This is a genomic window from Planomonospora parontospora, assembly GCA_014647935.1.
GTDB classification, from domain to species: domain Bacteria; phylum Actinomycetota; class Actinomycetes; order Streptosporangiales; family Streptosporangiaceae; genus Planomonospora; species Planomonospora parontospora.
Genome location: BMQD01000015.1, coordinates 161,404 through 179,712, shown reverse-complemented (window position 1 = coordinate 179,712; position 18,309 = coordinate 161,404). Strand labels below are relative to the sequence as shown.

Sequence of the window (18,309 nt, the reverse complement as noted above, 5' to 3'; positions counted from 1 at the left end):
GTTCCGCATTCGAACGGAAAGTCGTTTTGGAGGGGGATCCGAAAGACGCGGGGTGTGCTCAGAGCTCGCCCAGGGCGATGTCCCTGTGGATGTGCGCCAGGGGCACCCCGCCGTACTGCAGTCGCCGGACCGTCTCGTCGACCATGGCGGAGGGCCCGCAGACGTAGACCTCGTGCTCGGCCCACGAGCGGAACCGCTCCACCACGTCGGGCACCCGGCCGCGCATCCCGTCGTAGCCGGGCTCGTCGGAGACCACGGGGAGCACGCGCAGCCAGGGGAAGCCCGACTCCATCCGGATCAGGTCCGGCAGGTCGTAGAGCTCGCGCGAGTGGCGCACGCCGTGCAGCAGGTGGATGTTGGGCCGCCGGCCCGAGGCGATCACGTGCTCCACGATGGCCTTGATCGGCGCCAGACCGGTGCCGCCCGCCACGCACAGCAGGTCGCGGCCGGAGTCGGCGGGCGTCATCGTGCCGACGGGCGGGCCGAGCATCAGGGTGTCGCCGATCCGGGTGTGCTCGACCAGCGCGGTGGACACCCAGCCGCCGGAGACCGCCCGGACGTGCAGCCGGAGGGTGTTGTCCTCGCGCGGGGCGTTCGCGATGGAGTACGTCCGCCACACCCGGGGCCAGCGCGCGGTCTGCACGTTGACGTACTGCCCCGGCAGGTACGGCATGCGCTGGCCGGGCTGGAGGGTGATCACCGCGATGTCCGGCGTGCGGCGCTCGTGGTCCACCACCTCGGCCAGCCACCAGGCGGGGGAGACCCCGGCGTCGGCCTCGGCGGCCTCGATCATCGTGTTGGCGGCGGCGGTGTAGGCGGCGACCCAGGCCGCCTCGATCTCCGCGTTCCAGATCTCGGCGGCGAAGCGCCTGACCGTGGCCAGCAGGGCGTTGCCGATCGCGGTGTAGTGCTCGGCGAGCACGCCGTACTTGCGGTGGTCGCGGCCGAGCTGGCCGAGGAACGACGCCAGGCCGTCCGGGCTGTCGATGCTCCAGACGATCCTGGTCAGAGCGCCGAACAGCCGGTCGCGCTGGACGTCCATGGCCGGCGGGAACATGCCCCGCAGGTGCGGGTTCTCGGCGAACAGGCGGCCGTAGAAGTACGCCGCGGCCTTGTCCGCGACGGGCTCGACGACGGAGAAGCTTTCCTTGACGAGACGCGGATTCAATGACATGTGACGGAACCCAACCTCATTGACCGGACCGGTGTCCGGTCGTGCAGATCCACCTCCCTGGCGGTTCCGGGTGACGAGCGGCCCGCGGCCCCGGCGCCCCTGGTCGCTCGAATTTAAGTCTTCCATCACCCTCTGGACGTCACAACCGTTTCCCGCCAATATGATGCGGAAACTAACTTGCCGTAGTCGATTGGTCATTGTCGGTGATAGGCGTGCCCGCTTTTAGTGAATAAGCGAATAAGAATCACATTCGCCGGAAAGAGGGTGATTCAATTAAGGTGAAAACCATTGTCGGGCCCGCCGAAACGCCCTCCGTGCCCTCAACCCCCCGCCGTCGGCGACGGAGGCGGCTTCCCGGCGAGACGACACCGATACCCGGGATGTGTGACATAGCGCAAATACTGTGCGCCATGATGGGGGTGCTGCTGGAGATGGGATGGGCGCCGCCCGCGCCGGGCGGCGTGACCCCGCGCATGGCCCTGGAGGACGCATGTCCCGACCCCTGATCGGTATCACCGCCTACCTCGAGGCCGCCCGCTGGGGCACCTGGGTCCGCGAGGCCGTCCTGTCACCCGCGTCCTACGTCCGGGCGGTGGAGAAGGCCGGCGGCGCCCCGGTGCTGCTCCCGCCCCTGGGCCTGGGCGGGATCGACGGCTACACGGCGGGCCTGTCCGGGCTCATCCTGGCCGGCGGCACCGAGCTCGACCCCGGCCTGTACGGCGCGGCCGCGGACGGGCGCCTGGACGGGCCCCAGCCGCACCGTGACCGCTTCGAGCTGGCCGTGGCCCGCTCCGCGGTGCAGGCCGGGCTGCCGCTGCTCGCCGTCGCGAGGGGCATGCACGTGCTGAACGTCGCCCAGGGCGGCACCCTGATCCCCTGGCTCCCCGAGGTGGTCGGGCACGACCGGCACGGCGAGCCGGGCCGCCCGCACACCGTCCAGATCAGCGTGTCCAGTGCTCTGGGCAAGGCGCTCGGCGACCGGGCGGAGGTGACCGCGCCGCACCGGCAGGCCGTCAAGCGGCTCGGGACGGGTCTGCTCGCGGTGGCCTGGGCGGACGACCAGATCGTGGAGGGCGTCGAACTGCAGGGACACCGCTTCGCGGTCGGCGTGCAGTGGCATCCGGAGCGGGGCGACGACAACCGTCTGATCGAGGCCCTGGTCGAGGCCGCCGCCCACTGAGCGCCGGAGGCCGGATCCGGGCGAGTAGGGTGCGGCCATGGCGTTGCACCCCCAGGCCGAGGCCTACCTGAAGCTCTTCCCCACCGATCTCGGCACGCCCCTCGCCGAGCTCACCCCTGAGGCGATCGCCGGGATGCGGGCCCTGGACGGGTTCGCCGAGCAGCGGGGACCGGTGGTCCCGCTCCCGGTCGTGCGCGACGGGAGCGCGGCGGGCGTGCCCGTGCGCGTCTACCGGGCTGACGACGGCGACCACCCGCTTCCGGTGATCGTCTACTTCCACGGCGGCGGCTGGGTGTTCGGCAGCGTGGCCCGCAACGACGCGCTCGCCCGGGACCTGGCCGTGCGCACCGGCGCGGTGGTGGTCTCGGTGGACTACCGGCTCGCCCCGGAGCATCCCTTCCCCGCCGCGGCCGACGACGCGCTGGCCGCGGTCCGGGACGTCTTCGCCCGTCCGGCCGCCTACGGCGCCGACCCGGGGCGGATCGCGGTGCTGGGCGACAGCGCGGGCGGCAACCTCGCCGCCGTGGCCGCCTGGCAGGCCAGGGACGCCGGGCTGCGCCTGGCCCACCAGGTGCTGGTCTACCCGGTAGCCGACGTCGCCATGGACACGCCCAGCTACCGGACCTACGCCACCGGCTACGGGCTCGGCGCCGACGAGATGGCCTGGTTCGCCGCGCAGTACGGCGGCGACCCGGCCGACCCGCGGCTGGCCCCGCTCCGTCTGGCCGACAAGGCGGGCCTGGCCCCCGCCACGGTGCTCACCGCCGAGTGCGACCCGCTCTGCGACGAGGGCGAGGCGTACGCCGCCGGGCTCGCGGCGGCGGGGGTCCCGGTCGAGTACCGGTGCTACGCCGGGGCGATCCACGGCTTCTTCGGCCTGCCCGGCTTCTTCGACCAGGCGGCCGAGGCGCGCGAGTACGCGGCCGCGCGGCTGAAGGAGGCCTTCGCCTGACGGACCGGGCTCCGGGCGGCGGACGCCCGTGCCGCGCCCGCTGACCGCCGGACGCCCGTAGCCCCCGGACGTCGGACGCCCGTAGCCCCCGGACGCCGGACGCCCGTAGCTCCGGACGCCGCTCCGGCGCCCGTCCGTGGCCCGTCCGTGGCCCCTCCGCGGCCCGGCCTCCGGCTCCGGTTCACGCCGGGTCGGGCAGGCGGCTCAGCACCGGGTTCCGCACCTGCTGGAAGATCACCGAGGTGCGGAACCCGGCGATCTCGCGGCGCTGGCTGAGCCGGTCGAGCAGGAAACCGTGCAGGTGGTCCAGGTCCTGCACGGCGACGTGGAGCAGGAAGTCGTCGCCGCCCGCCAGCACGAAGACGCTCAGCACCTGGGGCAGGGCGCTGACGGACTCCTTGAAGCTGTCGATGACGGCCCGGCTGAGCGGGCGGACCTGCACCGAGACCATGGCCTGGACGCTCCGGTTGAGGGCGGCGTGGTCGATGTCGGCGTGGTAGCCGCGGATCACCCCCCGCCGGGTGAGCGCGCGCACGCGCTCCAGGCAGGTCGAGGGGGCGACGCCGAGCAGCCGGGCGAGCTCCCGGTTGGACCGCCGCGCATCCGTCTGGAGAAGGCGGATGATTTCCGTATCAAGTTCGTCCATGACGGTGATTCTGCCGTGATTCTGGTCGAACGTTCGATTGAAGACCGTTTTGCTCGTTCGTCTGGCTACCTTCCCTGGCATATGACCGATCGATGGGAAGGCCGGTGTGCGGTGCCGGAAACGAGTGCGACGCGAGTGGCGGGGACGCCGGGGACCGGCGGTGCGGGGCCGGGCGGCCGGCTGGGGCCGGGACAGGGCACGGCATTGCTCCTCGGGGCGGTGCTCGGGCCCGGCGTGCTCGCCCTGCCGCACCTGGCCGCGGCCGCCGCCGGACCGGCCTCGATCGTGGCCTGGGCCGCGCTGCTGGCGCTCAGCGCGCCGGTGGCGCTGACCTTCGCCGCGCTGGGCGGCCGCTTCCCCGACGGCGGCGGGGTGGCGGCGTTCGCCGCGCGGGCCTTCGGCGCCCGGACCGCGGCGGTGACCGGCTGGTGGTTCTACTTCGCGGTCCCGGTCGGGGTGCCGGCCGGAGCCCTGATCGGAGCCGAGTACGTCTCCTCGGCCCTGGGGCTGGGCGCCGGCGGGACCCTGGCGGTGACCTGCGGGCTGCTGGCGGCGGCGTTCGCCGCCAACCACGCGGGCCTGCGGTTCTCCGGCGGGCTGCAGCTCCTGCTGGCGGTCCTGCTCGTCGCGCTCCTGGTCGCGGCGGTGGCGGCGGCCCTGCCCGCCGTACGGCCCGGCAACTTCACGCCGTTCGCCCCGCACGGACCGGAGGGGGTCGCCCGGGCCGCCGGAGTGCTGTTCTTCGCCTTCGTCGGCTGGGAGGCGGCCAGCCACCTGTCGGCCGAGTTCGCCGATCCCCGCCGCCACCTGCCGCGGGCCACGGTGCTCACCCTGGCGGTCGTGGGCGTGCTCTACACCGGGCTGGCGGTGAGCGTGATCGGCGTGCTCGGCGGGCGGGCGGCCGTCTCACCGGTCCCGCTCGCCCTGCTGCTGGAGCACGGCGCCGGGAGCCTGGCCGGGCCGGTCACCGCCGGAGCGGCCCTGCTGCTGAGCTTCGGCGCGATCAACACCTACGTGGCCGGGGGCGCCCGGCTCGGCGCCGCGCTGGCCCGCGACGGCGCACTGCCCGCCTGGCTGGCCGGCGGCGCGGGCCCGGCGCGGGTGGGGCACGGCGCGGGCCCGGCGCGGGTGGGGCATGACGCGGACCCGGGCCGGGTGCCGCATCGCAGCCTGCTCCTGCTGGCCGTGCTCTCCGGCGCGGTGACCGCGGCGGTGGCGGGCTCCGGGCTCGGACTCGACCCGCTGATGCGGGCGACCTCGGCCTGCCTGGCCGCGGTCACCGCGGTCGGCGTCGCCGCCGCGACCCGCCTGCTGTCCGGGGCCTGGCGGCGGACCGCGGCGGTGGCCACGGTGCTCACCCTGGCGCTGCTGGCCGCCTGCGGGCCGTACCTGCTGGTGCCGCTGGTGCTGGCGGCGGGCGCGGCGGCCGCCGGGCGGGTGCGGGTCAGAAGCTCCGCGGCAGGCCGAGGACCTGGGTGGCCAGGTGGTTGAGGAGCAGTTCCTCGGTGACCGGGGCGACCCTGCCGATGCGGGCGTCGGCCAGCAGCCGGGCGACGGGGTACTCCAGCGAGTAGGCCATGCCCCCGTGGGTCTGGAAGGCGTGGTCGGCGGCCTCCCAGGCCGCCTGGGAGGCGGTCAGCTTGGCGATGTTGGCCTCGGTGCCGCACGGCCGCCGCTCGTCGAAGAGCCAGGCCGCCTTGTACAGCATCAGCCTGGCCAGCTCGATCTTGGCCTTGACCTGGGCGAGGGGGAAGGCGACGGCCTGGTTGGCGCCGATCGGCCGGCCGAAGACCTCGCGCTCCTTCGCGTACTGCACGGCCGCCCGCAGCGCGACCTCGGCGCCGCCGAGCGCGGAGGCGGCCAGCAGGATGCGCTCGGGGTTGAGGATGTCCCACAGCACCCGCGCGCCCTGGTCCACCTCGCCGACGACGTTCGCCGCCGGCACGCGCAGGTCGTCGATGAAGACCGTGTTGGACGGCGTGGTGTTGGCGCCCATCTTGGGGATCGGCCGGTAGGAGAGCCGGCCCGCGGCGACGGCCTCGGGCACGTTCACCAGCAGGACGGTCAGGCCGTGGGTGCGGGGGCGGGCCTCGGCGGCGGGCACGGTCCGGGTGACCAGGAGCATCCAGGCGGCGCGCTGCACGCCGGTGATCCATATCTTCTGGCCGTTGACCACGAACTCGCCGCCGTCGCGGCGGGCGGAGGTCGAGATGCCGAGCGCGTTGGAGCCGGCGTCGGGCTCGGTGAGGGCGAAGCAGGTCTCGATCTCGCCGGTGGCCAGCCGGGGCAGCAGCTCCTCGCGCTGGCGGGCGCTGCCGTGCCGGGCCAGGGTCATCGCGCCGAAGCCGGGGGTCAGGACGTAGGTGAACGCCGAGCCCCCGGCCGCGCCGGAGGCGGATAGGGTCTCGGTGGCCACGGCCAGCTCCAGCAGGCCCTGGCCGCCTCCGCCGTACTCCTCGGGGACGGCCAGCCCCAGCCAGCCGCCCTTGGCCAGCTCCGCCCAGACCTCCTCCGGCCAGCGCTTGTCGGACTCGCAGCGCTGCCAGTAGTCGAGGTCGTAGCGTGAGCAGATGTCGGCGACGCCGCGCTGTACGGCCAGCGCGCTCTCCGGAAGAGTGAAGTCCACCCTGATCGGCTCCGTCCTGGTCGCGTGCGCAGAGAACCGGTTGCGCACGCAATGGTAGAACGAAGTTCGGTCAGAAGGCGAGGGTCACGCGCGCGGGCGCCGCGCGTGGTACACGAAGGCCGGCGGGACGTTCCCCCACACCGTCCGGCCCGTGACGACCTCCTCGAAGGTGTCGTGCAGGCGCCGCCGGAAGCGCCGCGCGGGCGGCAGGTGCTTGGCGAAGCTGTAGGCGAAGGTGGTGAAGGCCGCGTTCGGCCCCATGACGGCGGCGACGGCGTCCAGCAGGCTCGCCTGCGTCCCCTCGGAGAACGCGGCCCAGGGCAGCCCGCTCACGACCGCGTCGGCCTGGAGGAAGCCCCGCCGCTCCAGCAGGTCCGGCAGTTCCGCCGCGTCCGCGACCACGACGTCGACCTTGGGGTGGCGGGCCGCGAGGAACTCCGCCAGCTTCGGGTTGATCTCGACCGCCAGGTGGTGCCCCCGGCCGCCCAGCCGCCGCTGGATCTCCGCGGTGAACGCGCCGGTGCCGGGGCCGAGCTCGACGATCACCGGATCGCCCCGGTGGGGGATCGGGGCGGTCACGGCCTCGGCGAGCCGGCGGGAACTCGGTGCCACGGCTCCGGTGGTCCCCGGGGCCCGCATCCACTGCCCCAGGAAGACCGCGGTGTCATTGGTCATGATGTGAAGGTTAAGGGTTCTTTGGCCGTTGATTACCGGTCATTCGGCCGATCTTCCGGCCAGTAGGAGGAGGCGCCGCCCTTCGGGAGGATGAGCGGACCGCCTGCGCGGGCGGATACCTTTTCGCTATGAGATCCCGCGGTCCGGTGCCGGACGTCCTTCTGGCGCTCGCCGGGATCGCCCTCGGCCTCGTCGTCTCCGGCAAGACCGGCGAGCCCGCGCCGTGGCCGGCCGCGGCGGCGCTCGCCCTGCTGGCCGGGGCTCCGATGGGGTTCGTCCGGCGCGGTCCGCTGGTGGTCTGCGCCTACTACGCGGCCTTCCTGATCGTCGGCGACCGGTTCCCCGCGTTCACCACCGACACCGCGCAGATCCTGCTCCCGGTGGCCGTGGGGATCCTCGCCCACCGCGACGCCTGGCGCCGGATCGTGCCCGGCGCGGTCCTGGCCGGCGCCGCCACCGCGGTCAACCTCGCCGACCCGGCGACCGCCCTCACCGCCGCCACCTGGTACTTCCCGCTCGGGATGAGCGCGGTCCCGGTCGTGGTCGGCCGCTACCTGCGCAGCCCCATCGAGGCGGTGGCCGAGGTGGAGCGCCGGCCCGGCCTGGACCTGCTGCTGGCCGGCGGCGGGGTGGCCTTCATGGTCCTGGACACCTGGACCGGCTGGGACGCCGGGCCGTGGCCCGTCTGGGGGGTGGGCTGGTTCGTGATCGGCTGCGGGCTCACCGCCGGGCTGGTCCGCCTGCTCCCCGGCACGGCCTTCGCACTGCAGGCCGTACTGGTGCTGCTGGCCGACCAGAACGCGCAGTTCGCCGCGAACTCGCTGCAGGGCCTGTTCCTGGTGACGCTGGGCGCCTTCGCGATGTACGCCTCGTGGTCCTGGACCGCCGTCGCCTACCTGCTCGCCGCCGGGGTGACCGCGCTGAACATCGTCGACGACGAACTGGCCGAGGTGACCCCGCTGCGCATCGCCGCCCTGATGGCCATGGTGGCCGCGCCGGTCATCATCGGCCGCTACCTCGGCGTCCGGCGGGCCGCCGCGGGCCTGCAGCTGGCCATGGCCGAGGAGGCCAGGCAGCTGGCCGCCGAGCGTGCCCGGGCCGACCTGCTGGCCGAGCGCGAGCGCATCGCCCGCGACGTCCACGACATCGTCGCCCACCACGTCGGCGCCATGGTGCTGCGGGCCGGTGCCGCGCAGTACGCCGCGCCGTCGGGGCCGGTGGCCGAGGCGCTGGCCGACATCCGCGCCACCGGCCACCAGGTGCTGGAGGACCTGCGGGGCCTGCTCAACGTGCTGCGCGACCCCGAACTGGCCCACCTGCCCGTCGCCGACCCCGAGGAGGTGGTCCGCGACGCGGTGGAGCGGATGAACGCCGCCGGGCTGGAGGTCGAGCTCCGCCTCGACCCCGGGACCGAGTCCGTCCCCCTGGTGACGCGCGCCTCGGCCGCCAGGATCGTCCAGGAGGGCCTGACCAACGTCCTCAAGCACGCCGGGCCCGGCACCCGTGCGACCGTCGAGCTGCGGGACGCCGGCGGCGCGCTGGAGGTGAACGTGCTCAGCGGCCCGCCGCCGGGCCCCCGCGACGCGCTGCCCTCCTCGGGGCAGGGCATCGCGGGCATGCGCGAGCGGGCCCGCGCTCTGGGCGGGGACCTGTCCGCCGGTCCCGGCCCGGACGGCGGCTGGCGGCTGGCGGCGACGCTCCCGGTGGAGCGCCCCGGCCATCCGGCCGGATATTCGTGCGGGATGACGCCGCAGTACAGACTGCTGCCGTGGCGTCGCGAGGAGGAGGAGACGGTGTGAGCGGGCGCGGTGCGGCCCAGTCCCGGCGGCAGGGGGAGGAGGCCCCGTGATCCGGGTCGTCGTCGCCGACGACCAGGCGCTGGTGCGCGCGGGCGTGCGGATGCTCCTGGAGGCGGCAGGGGAGATGGAGGTCTGCGGCGAGGCCGTGGACGGCGCGCAGGCCGTCGAACACGCCGAGCGGCTCCGCCCCGACGTGCTGCTGATGGACCTGCGCATGCCCCGGGTGGACGGGCTGGAGGCCACCCGGCGGATCCTGGCGGCCTGGCCCGCCGCGCGGATCGTCATCCTGACCACGTTCGCCGAGGACGAGAACGTCTACGCGGCGCTGCGGGCCGGGGCGATCGGCTTCCTGGTCAAGGACGACGAGCCGGAGCGGATGGTCGACGCCGTGCGCCGGGCCGCCGCGGGGGAGCCGCTGCTCGCCCCCTCCGTGCTGCGCCGCGTGGTGGAGCGCGCCCTGGCGGCCGAGGAGCAGGCCGGCCCGCGCGTCCCGGCCGGGCTCACCGACCGGGAGCTGGAGGTGCTCTCCCTGGTCGGGGCGGGACTGTCCAACGGGGAGATCGCCGACGCCCTCCACGTGGGCGTGACCACCGTCAAGACCCACGTCTCCACCGCCATGGACAAGCTGGGCCTGCGCAACCGCATCCAGGCGGCGGTGGTCGCCCACCGGATCGGCCTGGTCGGCGCGGACTTCCGCCCGGTACGGAATCCTCCCCGCGGCGGATCGGCGGGTCCGCCCCCGGGCTGACGACGGGAGCGTCCTCTCGCGGCCACGATGTGCTGCCAGGCAACCACCGCGAGGAAGGACACCTCTCATGCAGGAGGTCATCACCCAGGGCTCCGCCGCCCAGACCCGCCCGGTCTCCACCGGCCTGCTGTACGGCCTGCGCGTCCTGGTCACCGCGCAGGCGGCCGGGCTGATCGTCGCGGCCTCGTTCGCCGGCCAGGCCGTGAACGGCGGGGCGGACCTGGCCGAGACCCACGTGATGGCGGGCATGGCCGTGCACCTGATCGCCCTGCTGCAGATCGTGGCGGCCGTGCTGGTCTGGCGGCCGGGCCGCGGCGCGGGCTGGCCCGCGCTGGCCAGCCTCGGCCTGTTCCTGATCGGCATGGGCCAGCACTTCAGCTGGGAGGCGCTCGGCACCCACGTGCCCAGCGGGCTCGCGCTGTTCGGGCTGACCGTGGCCGTGCTCGTCTGGGCCTGGTCGCCCCGCGCCGCCGTGCGCCGCTCCTGACCCTGCGGCCGGACTGCGGCCGGACTGCGGCCGGACCGCGACCGGGCTCGGCCGCCCATCCGTGGGCGGCCGGGCCCGGGTCTCAGTAGCGGAAGCCGGAGACCAGCGTGTGCAGCCGGGCCGACAGCCCGGCCAGCTCGGCCGCGGCCCGCTGGCTCTCGCTCACACCCTCGGCCGTCACGCGCGCCGCCCCGGCCAGCACCGAGATGTTGACCGCGATGTCCGCGCTGCCCTGCGCGGCCTCGGCCACGCTGCGGTTCATCTCCCCGGTGGTGGCGGTCTGCTCCTCCACCGCACCGGCGATCGTCAGCTGGTAGTCGTTGATCTTCCCGATGATGGCGGAGATCTCCGCGATGGCCGCGACCGCGCTCTCGGTGTCGGCCTGGATCGCCTCGACCCGCTTGGAGATGTCCTCGGTCGCCTTGGCCGTCTCCTGCGCCAGGTCCTTGACCTCGCCCGCCACGACCGCGAAGCCCTTGCCGGCGTCCCCGGCCCGCGCCGCCTCGATGGTGGCGTTGAGCGCGAGCAGGTTGGTCTGCTCGGCGATGCTCGTGATGGTCTTGATCACACTGCCGATCTCCGCCGACGAGGCGCCGAGCTTGGCGACGGTCTCGTTGGTGGAGGCGGCGACCTCCACCGCCTTCGAAGCGACCTTGGCGCCCTCGCCGGCGTTGTGCGCGATCTCCCGGATCGAGGCGCCCATCTCCTCGCTGCCGGCCGAGACGGTCTGCACGTTCTGCGAGACCTGGCCCGCGGCGGCGGCGACGTTGCCGGCCTGGGTGGAGGCCTCGTCCGCGCTGGCGGCGATGCGGTTGCTGACACCCGACAGCTCGGTCGAGCTGGCGGCCAGCGTGTCGGCGCTGGTGGCCAGCGCCTCGATGGCCTCGCGGATGGCCGTGTTGGCCTGGTTGACCGCCACCGCCATCTCGCCGACCTCGTCGCGGGAGGTCACCTCGACGGTCCGGGTCAGATCACCCTGGGCCATCGCGGAGAGGGTCTGCGACAGGTTCCGCAGCGTGCCGACCATCGTGCGGGCGATCAGCAGGGCCACGACCACGGAGAGCGCCAGGCCGACCGTGAGCAGCACGATGACCGAGACACGGGCGTCCTCGTAGCCGGCGTTGCCGGCGGCGACCATCGCCTCGCTCGCCTTCCGCTCGTTGTCCACCATCCTGTCCATCAGGACGTTGAGCTCCATGGAGGCCTCGCCGAGCCGGGTGGCGGCCGCGGCGGGGTCCATGTGCGATCCCGCGGGCAGGGGCTCACCGAACATCACCGCGTCACGCAGGACCTCGAACTCCTGCCACACCTCCTCGAAGGCGGTCAGGTCCTGCTGCAGGGGCCGGTACTCCGCGACGTCCGCCTTGTACGCCTCGAACGCGGCGGTCACCTGGTCGGTGTAGTCGTGCACCTGCCGGGTGCGCTCGGCCCGCTTCTCGGGGGCCCGCTCGACGACGGCGCCCACCGAGGTGTTGTACATGTCGGCCATCCGGGCGCGGACCTCGCCGAGGGCGGCCTGGTTGGTGTTGGCCCTTCCCATCGACCGCATGTCGTCGTTCATCGTCGACATGCGGCTCAGCGCGGTCACGCCGATCACGCCTGCCATGACGGCCACCAGCGCCACGGCGACGAGCATTTTGGTGCTGATGCGCAGGTCGGCGAAGCGGCCGCGCAGCGCGTTGCGGCGCACGGTCACCGCGGGGGGTCCGACTCGGTCAAGAGGGGGGTTCACGGCAGGTCCTTTCCAGCGCTGAACCGGGGGAGGGCTTACGACGATCCCGGACGGGGATGTCGCCGTTCCATCGGCGCAGGGGGAAGGGAACTGAGGAGAGCCGCGGGATGCGACGGAGGTCACCCGGACCGCCGTCCGCCGCGGAGCCCGGCGCACGCGGCCCCGCGGTCCGGCGGGTTCCGGACGGCGGGGCCGCGCGCCGGTCAGTCGGCCAGGGGCAGGTAGACGCGGTTGCCGTTCGCCGCGAACTCCTCGGCCTTGGCCCGCAGGCCGGCCTCGACGTCGTCGCCGGACAGGCCCGCGCCGCCGCCGTACGCGGCCGCGATGTCGTGGCTGATCCGCATCGAGCAGAACTTCGGCCCGCACATGGAGCAGAAGTGCGCGGTCTTGGCCGGGGCGGCGGGCAGGGTCTCGTCGTGGAAGGACCGGGCCGTGTCGGGATCCAGGGACAGGTCGAACTGGTCCTCCCAGCGGAACTCGAACCGCGCGTCGGACAGGGCGTCGTCCCAGGCCTGGGCCCCCGGGTGGCCCTTGGCGAGGTCGGCCGCGTGCGCCGCGATCTTGTAAGTGATCACGCCGGTCTTCACGTCGTCCCTGTCCGGCAGCCCCAGGTGCTCCTTGGGCGTGACGTAGCAGAGCATGGCGGTGCCGTACCAGCCGATCATCGCCGCGCCGATGGCGGAGGTGATGTGGTCGTAGCCGGGGGCGACGTCCGTGGTCAGCGGGCCGAGAGTGTAGAACGGCGCGTCGTCGCAGAGTTCGCGCTGCAGGTCGACGTTCTCCTTGATCTTGTGCATGGGTACGTGGCCGGGGCCTTCGACCATCACCTGGACGTCGTGCGCGTGGGCGATCTTCGTGAGCTCGCCGAGCGTGCGCAGCTCGGCGAACTGGGCCTCGTCGTTGGCGTCGGCGATCGACCCCGGGCGCAGGCCGTCGCCGAGCGAGAACGCCACGTCGTAGGCGGCCAGGATCTCGCAGATGTCGGCGAAGCGCTCGTACAGGAAGCTCTCGCGGTGGTGGGCCAGGCACCAGGCCGCCATGATCGAGCCGCCCCGGGAGACGATGCCGGTCCTGCGGCCCACGGTCAGCGGTACGTGGGCCAGCCGTACCCCGGCGTGCACGGTGAAGTAGTCCACGCCCTGCTCGCACTGCTCGACCAGGGTGTCGCGGTAGACCTCCCAGGACAGCTCCTCGGGGCGGCCGCCGACCTTCTCCAGCGCCTGGTAGAGGGGGACGGTCCCGATCGGCACCGGGGAGTTGCGGATGATCCACTCGCGGGTGGTGTGGATGTTACGGCCGGTGGACAGGTCCATCACGGTGTCGGCGCCCCACCGGGTCGCCCAGGTCATCTTGTCGACCTCCTCGGCGATGGTGGAGGCCACGGCCGAGTTGCCGATGTTGGCGTTGATCTTCACGAGGAAGTTGCGGCCGATGATCATCGGCTCGCTCTCCGGGTGGTTGACGTTGGCCGGGATGATCGCCCGTCCGGCGGCCACCTCGTCGCGGACGAACTCCGGGCTCACCCCCTCACGGACGGCGACGAACCGCATCTCCTCGGTGATCAGGCCGCGCCGGGCGTAGGCGAGCTGGGTCACCGGCGCCCCCGCCGCTCGCAGCGGCCGATGGCCGCCGCCGGTGAAGACGGTGTCCAGCGAGCGCAGGTCGCGCGACCGGGACTCGGGGTCCCGGTAGCCGTCGTCGCCCGGCTCGACCGGGCGGCCGCCGTATCGGACCACGTCGCCCCGGCCGGTGATCCACTCCTCGCGCAGGCGGGGCAGGCCGCGGGTGATGTCGACGGTCACCGCGGGGTCGGTGTAGGGGCCCGAGGTGTCGTACAGCGTGACGGACTCGCCGTTGGTCAGCCGGACCTCGCGCATGGGGACGCGGAGGTCACCGCAGTAGATCTTGGAACTGGTCGGGCGCGCGTCGGACATCGCGCAAACTCCCTTCGCCGGCATTACCCGGAGCAGGTTCTGGCGGTCGGCGGCCGTTCCAGCCGTCCTCTCAGCCCGGTTCTCCGGGCTCCCGCGTTGGTCGGCGAAACCATAACGCGATCTTCACGCCGATCGCCAGCCCGCACGGCGGTGAGGGATATGTCACTCCTCCGCTGGAGGGAACCGCTCCTGCCTCCCCGGGGGTCGGCCCGCGAGGGGGCTCCGGCGTCTGGACTGAGGAGCGCGCGCAGCCTGCGAGGGGGCTCCGGCGTCTGGACTGAGGAGCGCGCGCAGCGAAGCGAGCACGCGACGAGGGAAGACGGCGGTTACCGGCCCCCGAGCCGCGGCGCGCAGCGCCGCCATGGGCACAGTAGTGTCACCCTCAGGTACGGGGAGGGGACGAACGGGTGAATGCGGAAGTTTCGGGGACCGAGGACCGGATCTGGACGGTCCCCAACGCGCTGAGCCTGGCCAGGCTGCTGGGCGTGCCCGTCTTCCTCTGGCTCGTGCTCGGTCCCGAGGCCGACGGCTGGGCCGTCGCGCTGCTGATGCTCGCCGGGTTCTCCGACTGGCTCGACGGCAAGATCGCCCGAGCGTGGAACCAGACCAGCAGGCTCGGCAGGCTGCTGGACCCGCTGGCCGACCGGCTCTACATCCTGGCGACCCTGCTCGGCCTGGCGCTGCGCGACATCATCCCGTGGTGGCTGGCGCTCGTCATCCCGCTGCGGGACGTCATGCTGCTGGGCATCCCGCCGATCCTGCGCCGCCTGGGGTACGGCCCGGCGCTCCCGGTGCACTTCCTGGGCAAGGCCGCCACCGCCAACCTGCTCTACTCCTTCCCCCTCCTCTTCCTCGCCCACCACGACGCGTGGTACGCCGACCCCGCCCGGATCCTCGGCTGGGCGCTGGCCATCTGGGGCGTGGGGCTGTACTGGTGGTCGGGGGTGCTGTATTGGGTACAGGTGCGGCAACTTCTCAAAGGAGCTGGAACGCCTTAATGAGGTGATTCGTGAAGGCCGTCGTGATGGCGGGCGGGGAGGGGACACGGCTCCGGCCGATGACCGCCAACCAGCCCAAACCGCTGCTGCCCGTGGTCAACCGGCCGATCATGGAACACGTGCTGCGGCTGCTGAAGAGGCACGGGTTCACCGAGACCGTGGTGACCGTGCAGTTCCTGGCCGCCCTCGTCCGCACCTACTTCGGCGACGGCGACGAGCTCGGCATGGACCTGTACTACGCCACGGAGGAGACGCCGCTCGGCACGGCCGGCAGCGTCAAGAACGCCGCGGACGAGCTCCGCGACGACCGGTTCCTGGTCATCTCCGGTGACGCGCTCACCGACATCGACCTGACCGACATGGTGCGGTTCCACCGGGAGCAGGGCGCGCTGGTCACCATCGGGCTCAAGCGCGTGCCCAACCCGCTGGAGTTCGGCATCGTCATCGCCGACGAGCGGGGCCGGGTCGAGCGCTTCCTGGAGAAGCCCACCTGGGGCCAGGTCTTCTCCGACACGGTCAACACAGGCATCTACGTGATGGAGCCCGAGATCCTCGACGAGGTCGCGGCAGGGGAGCCGGTCGACTGGTCGGCGGACGTCTTCCCCCGCCTGCTGGCGCGCGGGGCCCCGATCTTCGGCTACGTGGCGGAGGGCTACTGGGAGGACGTCGGCACCCACGAGAGCTACCTGGCGGTCCAGGCCGACGTGCTCTCCGGCCGGGTGGCGGTGGACCTCGGCGCCTTCGAGCTCTCGCCCGGCGTCTGGGTGGCCGAGGGCGCCGTGGTGGACCCGGACGCCGTGCTCAAGGGCCCGCTGTACATCGGCGACTACGCCAAGGTCGAGGCCGGCGCCGAGCTGCGCGAGTACACCGTGCTGGGGAGCAACGCGGTGGTCCGCGAGGGCGCCTTCCTGCACCGGGCCGTGGTCCACGACAACGTCTACGTCGGCCCGGGGGTCCACCTGCGCGGCTGCGTCATCGGCAAGAACAGCGACCTGATGACGGGGGCCCGGATCGAGGAGAGCGCCGTCATCGGGGACGAGTGCGTCATCGAGGCCGAGGCCTACGTCTCCTCCGGCGTCAAGGTCTACCCGTTCAAGACCGTAGAGGCCGGGGCGGTGGTCAACACCAGCGTGATCTGGGAGTCCCGCGGCCAGCGCAGCCTGTTCGGTCCCCGGGGGGTCTCCGGGCTCGTCAACGTCGAGATCACCCCCGAGCTGTGCGTACGGCTGGCCAGCGCCTACGCCACGACGCTGCGTAAGGGCGCCTCGGTCGTCACCTCCCGCGACTCCTCGCGCGCGGCGCGGGCCCTGAAGCGGGCGGTGATCAGCGCCCTGAACGCCAGCGCCATCAACGTGCTGGACCTGGAGGCCACCCCGCTGCCCGTCTCCCGCTTCCACACGGCCAAGGAGAACGCCGTCGGCGGGATCGCGCTGCGCACCACCGCGGGCGACCCGCAGAGCGTGGACATCGTCTTCATGGACGACAGCGGCGCCGACCTGTCCCGGTCCGCGCAGCGGAAACTGGAACGGGTCTTCTCCCGCCAGGAGTTCCGCCGGGCCTTCCCCGGCGAGATCGCCGAGCTCGGCTTCCCTCCGCGGGCGGTCGAGGACTACACCCACGAGCTGCTGCGCCGGGTGGACATGACCGGCGTGCGCGACGCCGACATGAAGGTCGTGGTCGACTGCGCCGGAGGCACCTCCTCCCTGGTGCTGCCGAGCCTGCTGGGCAGGGCCGGGGTCGACGTGCTGACCGTCAACAACCGGCTGGACGAGGCCTCGCCCACCGAGACCTTCGCCGAGCGCCGCCGCGACCTGCAGCGCCTGGCGGAGCTGGTCGGCTCCTCCCGGGCGGCGTTCGGGGTGCGGTTCGACCCGGTGGGCGAGCGGGTCTCGCTGGTCAACGAGACGGGCCAGCTGATCAGTGAGGAGCGCGCCCTGCTGGTCGTACTGGACCTGGTCGCGGCCGAGCGGCGCGGCGGCCGGGTAGCGCTGCCGGTGACCACCACGCGGGTGGCCGAGCAGGTCTGCCGCTTCCACGGCGTGCAGGTCGAATGGACCTCCACCGCGCTCGACGCGCTCACCGCGGCCTCCCGCGCGCCGGACATGGTGTTCGCCGGGGACGGCCGCGGCGGGTTCATCGTGCCGGAGTTCGGCCCGGCGGTGGACGGGCTGGCGGTCTTCCTGCGCCTTCTCGGCCTGGTCGCCAGGACCCGGCTCTCGCTCAGCCAGATCGACGCCAGGATCCCCGTCGCCAGGCTGCTGCGCCGTACGGTGCCGACCCCCTGGGCGGCCAAGGGGGCGGTGATGCGCTCGGTCATCGAGGCGGCCGAGCGCCAGCGCATCGACACCACCGACGGCGTGCGGGTCGTCGGCGAGGACGGGAGCTGGACGCTGGTCCTGCCCGACCCCTCCGAGGCGGTCACCCACCTGTGGGCCGAGGGGTCCGACGCCGACTCCGCGCAGGTCCTGCTGGAGCACTGGGCCCGGATCGTGGAACGGGCGGCCGGCCCGTGAGCCGGGCGGCCCCGCCGGGCGGGCGGGGATCGAGAGCCTGCGGGGCGGAGGGAGCCCGGGACGGGAGAGGTCTGAGGGACGTGGGAGAACCCGGCAGGCGGCGCGACGCGCCCGGCTTGGCGAAGATATGGACCTTGGGCCTTCCCCGCCTGTAACTTTGTCCCCGACCGAACCCCCGGTCCAGTGCTCGCCTTGACCTTTGCGCCTCAGCGGCGTAAGTTGCGGCATTCGCAGTTTGAGCAAACACTTGAGAAGCGAAGAAGCGAGGCGCGCATCCCCGAGCACCGTTGCCGCGCCTTCGCGGTAGGAGGCCGAGCCGATCGATGCCGAGCGTCTACTGCACGCAGTGCGGTCATGCCAACCCCGAGGACGCGCGTTTCTGTTCTCGCTGCGGGTCGCCGCTGACCAGAGCCGAGACACCCGGAGACAGCACGTCGACGATCTCCCTCTCCGGGATCGAGGCCTACGAGGCGGAGACAGGGGAGGCGCTCCTCGCCGAGCGGCAGGCCGTCGAGCAGTTGCCCCCGGGCACGGCCCTGCTCGTCGTCCAGCGCGGTCCCAACGCCGGCAGTCGCTTCCTGCTGGACAGTGACCTCACCACCGTGGGCCGCCATCCGGAGAGCGACATCTTCCTGGACGACATCACCGTCTCGCGGCGCCACGTGGAGTTCTACCGGCGCGGCGGCGGCGTGTTCACCGTCCGCGACGTGGGCAGTCTCAACGGCACCTACGTCAACCGCGAGCGGATCGAGGAGGTCCCGCTCTACGGCGGTGACGAGGTGCAGATCGGCAAGTTCCGCCTGGTGTTCCTCACCCGCGGCGCCGCTGGAGGATGATGAGCCCGC

Annotated in this window: 15 protein-coding genes and 1 riboswitch; of the genes, 9 read left to right on the top strand and 6 right to left on the bottom strand. The window is 73.1% G+C overall.

Annotated elements, in window-relative coordinates:
- Positions 1-58 precede the first annotated feature (58 nt).
- Positions 59-1,174 (bottom strand): globin domain-containing protein, encoded by a 1,116-nt coding sequence (locus IEZ07_RS23320; protein WP_191896672.1) that lies wholly within the window; start codon positions 1,172-1,174, stop codon positions 59-61.
- A gap of 490 nt (positions 1,175-1,664) precedes the next feature.
- Here IEZ07_RS23320 and IEZ07_RS23315 point away from each other — a divergent pair, with 490 nt between their 5' ends.
- Together IEZ07_RS23315 and IEZ07_RS23310 are read left to right on the top strand one after the other, a co-directional pair.
- Positions 1,665-2,354, top strand: a complete 690-nt coding sequence (locus IEZ07_RS23315) for a gamma-glutamyl-gamma-aminobutyrate hydrolase family protein (protein ID WP_191896671.1) — start codon at positions 1,665-1,667, stop codon at positions 2,352-2,354.
- Between the two features lie 37 nt (positions 2,355-2,391).
- Positions 2,392-3,306, top strand: a complete 915-nt coding sequence (locus IEZ07_RS23310) for an alpha/beta hydrolase (protein WP_191896670.1) — start codon at positions 2,392-2,394, stop codon at positions 3,304-3,306.
- A 181-nt stretch (positions 3,307-3,487) separates the two neighbouring features.
- Here the strand turns inward: IEZ07_RS23310 and IEZ07_RS23305 are convergent, their stop codons facing one another.
- On the bottom strand, positions 3,488-3,952 hold the full coding sequence (locus IEZ07_RS23305) for an Lrp/AsnC family transcriptional regulator (protein ID WP_191896669.1): 465 nt from the start codon (positions 3,950-3,952) through the stop codon (positions 3,488-3,490).
- 135 nt (positions 3,953-4,087) lie between these two features.
- Between IEZ07_RS23305 and IEZ07_RS23300 the strand changes: the two genes are divergently transcribed.
- A complete protein-coding gene (locus tag IEZ07_RS23300; protein WP_204054689.1) occupies positions 4,088-5,443 on the top strand; it encodes an APC family permease in 1,356 nt (451 codons plus the stop codon).
- On the opposite strand, the gene IEZ07_RS23295 is transcribed toward IEZ07_RS23300, so the two are convergent.
- Complete coding sequence (locus IEZ07_RS23295) at positions 5,397-6,578, bottom strand: acyl-CoA dehydrogenase family protein (protein ID WP_191896667.1); 1,182 nt, start codon at positions 6,576-6,578, stop codon at positions 5,397-5,399. The two genes, IEZ07_RS23300 and IEZ07_RS23295, sit on opposite strands and share 47 nt — an antisense overlap.
- 84 nt (positions 6,579-6,662) lie before the next feature.
- A complete protein-coding gene (locus tag IEZ07_RS23290) occupies positions 6,663-7,253 on the bottom strand; it encodes a class I SAM-dependent methyltransferase (RefSeq protein WP_191896666.1) in 591 nt (196 codons plus the stop codon).
- A 128-nt stretch (positions 7,254-7,381) separates the two neighbouring features.
- Here IEZ07_RS23290 and IEZ07_RS23285 point away from each other — a divergent pair, with 128 nt between their 5' ends.
- The 3 genes from IEZ07_RS23285 (at position 7,382) to IEZ07_RS23275 (ending at position 10,287) form a co-directional block, all read left to right on the top strand.
- The gene (locus IEZ07_RS23285) at positions 7,382-9,052 is read left to right on the top strand and encodes a sensor histidine kinase (RefSeq protein ID WP_191896665.1); all 1,671 of its coding nucleotides are present in this window, start codon (positions 7,382-7,384) and stop codon (positions 9,050-9,052) included.
- Between the two features lie 46 nt (positions 9,053-9,098).
- Complete coding sequence (locus IEZ07_RS23280) at positions 9,099-9,800, top strand: response regulator (RefSeq protein ID WP_191896664.1); 702 nt, start codon at positions 9,099-9,101, stop codon at positions 9,798-9,800.
- A gap of 67 nt (positions 9,801-9,867) precedes the next feature.
- Positions 9,868-10,287, top strand: a complete 420-nt coding sequence (locus IEZ07_RS23275; RefSeq protein ID WP_191896663.1) for a hypothetical protein — start codon at positions 9,868-9,870, stop codon at positions 10,285-10,287.
- Between the two features lie 82 nt (positions 10,288-10,369).
- On the opposite strand, the gene IEZ07_RS23270 is transcribed toward IEZ07_RS23275, so the two are convergent.
- Together IEZ07_RS23270 and thiC are read right to left on the bottom strand one after the other, a co-directional pair.
- Positions 10,370-12,019, bottom strand: coding sequence for a methyl-accepting chemotaxis protein (locus IEZ07_RS23270; RefSeq protein WP_301549341.1), 1,650 nt, complete (start codon positions 12,017-12,019; stop codon positions 10,370-10,372).
- 203 nt (positions 12,020-12,222) lie between these two features.
- Positions 12,223-13,953, bottom strand: coding sequence for a phosphomethylpyrimidine synthase ThiC (gene thiC / locus IEZ07_RS23265; RefSeq protein ID WP_204054570.1), 1,731 nt, complete (start codon positions 13,951-13,953; stop codon positions 12,223-12,225).
- A riboswitch (TPP riboswitch) is annotated at positions 13,946-14,058 on the bottom strand. It overlaps the preceding gene by 8 nt.
- A 302-nt stretch (positions 14,059-14,360) precedes the next feature.
- Between thiC and clsA the strand changes: the two genes are divergently transcribed.
- The 3 genes from clsA (at position 14,361) to IEZ07_RS23250 (ending at position 18,300) form a co-directional block, all read left to right on the top strand.
- Positions 14,361-14,951 carry a cardiolipin synthase ClsA gene (gene clsA, locus IEZ07_RS23260; RefSeq protein ID WP_191896661.1) on the top strand — a complete coding sequence of 197 codons (591 nt, stop codon included), beginning with the start codon at positions 14,361-14,363 and terminating at the stop codon, positions 14,949-14,951.
- 11 nt (positions 14,952-14,962) lie between these two features.
- Positions 14,963-17,464 carry a mannose-1-phosphate guanyltransferase gene (locus IEZ07_RS23255; RefSeq protein ID WP_191896660.1) on the top strand — a complete coding sequence of 834 codons (2,502 nt, stop codon included), beginning with the start codon at positions 14,963-14,965 and terminating at the stop codon, positions 17,462-17,464.
- 323 nt (positions 17,465-17,787) lie between these two features.
- Positions 17,788-18,300 carry a double zinc ribbon and FHA domain-containing protein gene (locus IEZ07_RS23250; protein WP_068900670.1) on the top strand — a complete coding sequence of 171 codons (513 nt, stop codon included), beginning with the start codon at positions 17,788-17,790 and terminating at the stop codon, positions 18,298-18,300.
- The last annotated feature ends 9 nt before the right edge of the window (positions 18,301-18,309 follow it).

Coding starts and splice junctions, on each gene's coding strand:
- IEZ07_RS23250 (WP_068900670.1), top strand. CDS start 17,788: ATGCCGAGCGTCTACTGCACGCAGTGCGGTCATGCCAACCCCGAGGAC.
- IEZ07_RS23315 (WP_191896671.1), top strand. CDS start 1,665: ATGTCCCGACCCCTGATCGGTATCACCGCCTACCTCGAGGCCGCCCGC.
- IEZ07_RS23305 (WP_191896669.1), bottom strand. CDS start 3,952: ATGGACGAACTTGATACGGAAATCATCCGCCTTCTCCAGACGGATGCG.
- IEZ07_RS23290 (WP_191896666.1), bottom strand. CDS start 7,253: ATGACCAATGACACCGCGGTCTTCCTGGGGCAGTGGATGCGGGCCCCG.
- thiC (WP_204054570.1), bottom strand. CDS start 13,953: ATGTCCGACGCGCGCCCGACCAGTTCCAAGATCTACTGCGGTGACCTC.
- IEZ07_RS23320 (WP_191896672.1), bottom strand. CDS start 1,174: ATGTCATTGAATCCGCGTCTCGTCAAGGAAAGCTTCTCCGTCGTCGAG.
- IEZ07_RS23310 (WP_191896670.1), top strand. CDS start 2,392: ATGGCGTTGCACCCCCAGGCCGAGGCCTACCTGAAGCTCTTCCCCACC.
- IEZ07_RS23275 (WP_191896663.1), top strand. CDS start 9,868: ATGCAGGAGGTCATCACCCAGGGCTCCGCCGCCCAGACCCGCCCGGTC.
- IEZ07_RS23285 (WP_191896665.1), top strand. CDS start 7,382: ATGAGATCCCGCGGTCCGGTGCCGGACGTCCTTCTGGCGCTCGCCGGG.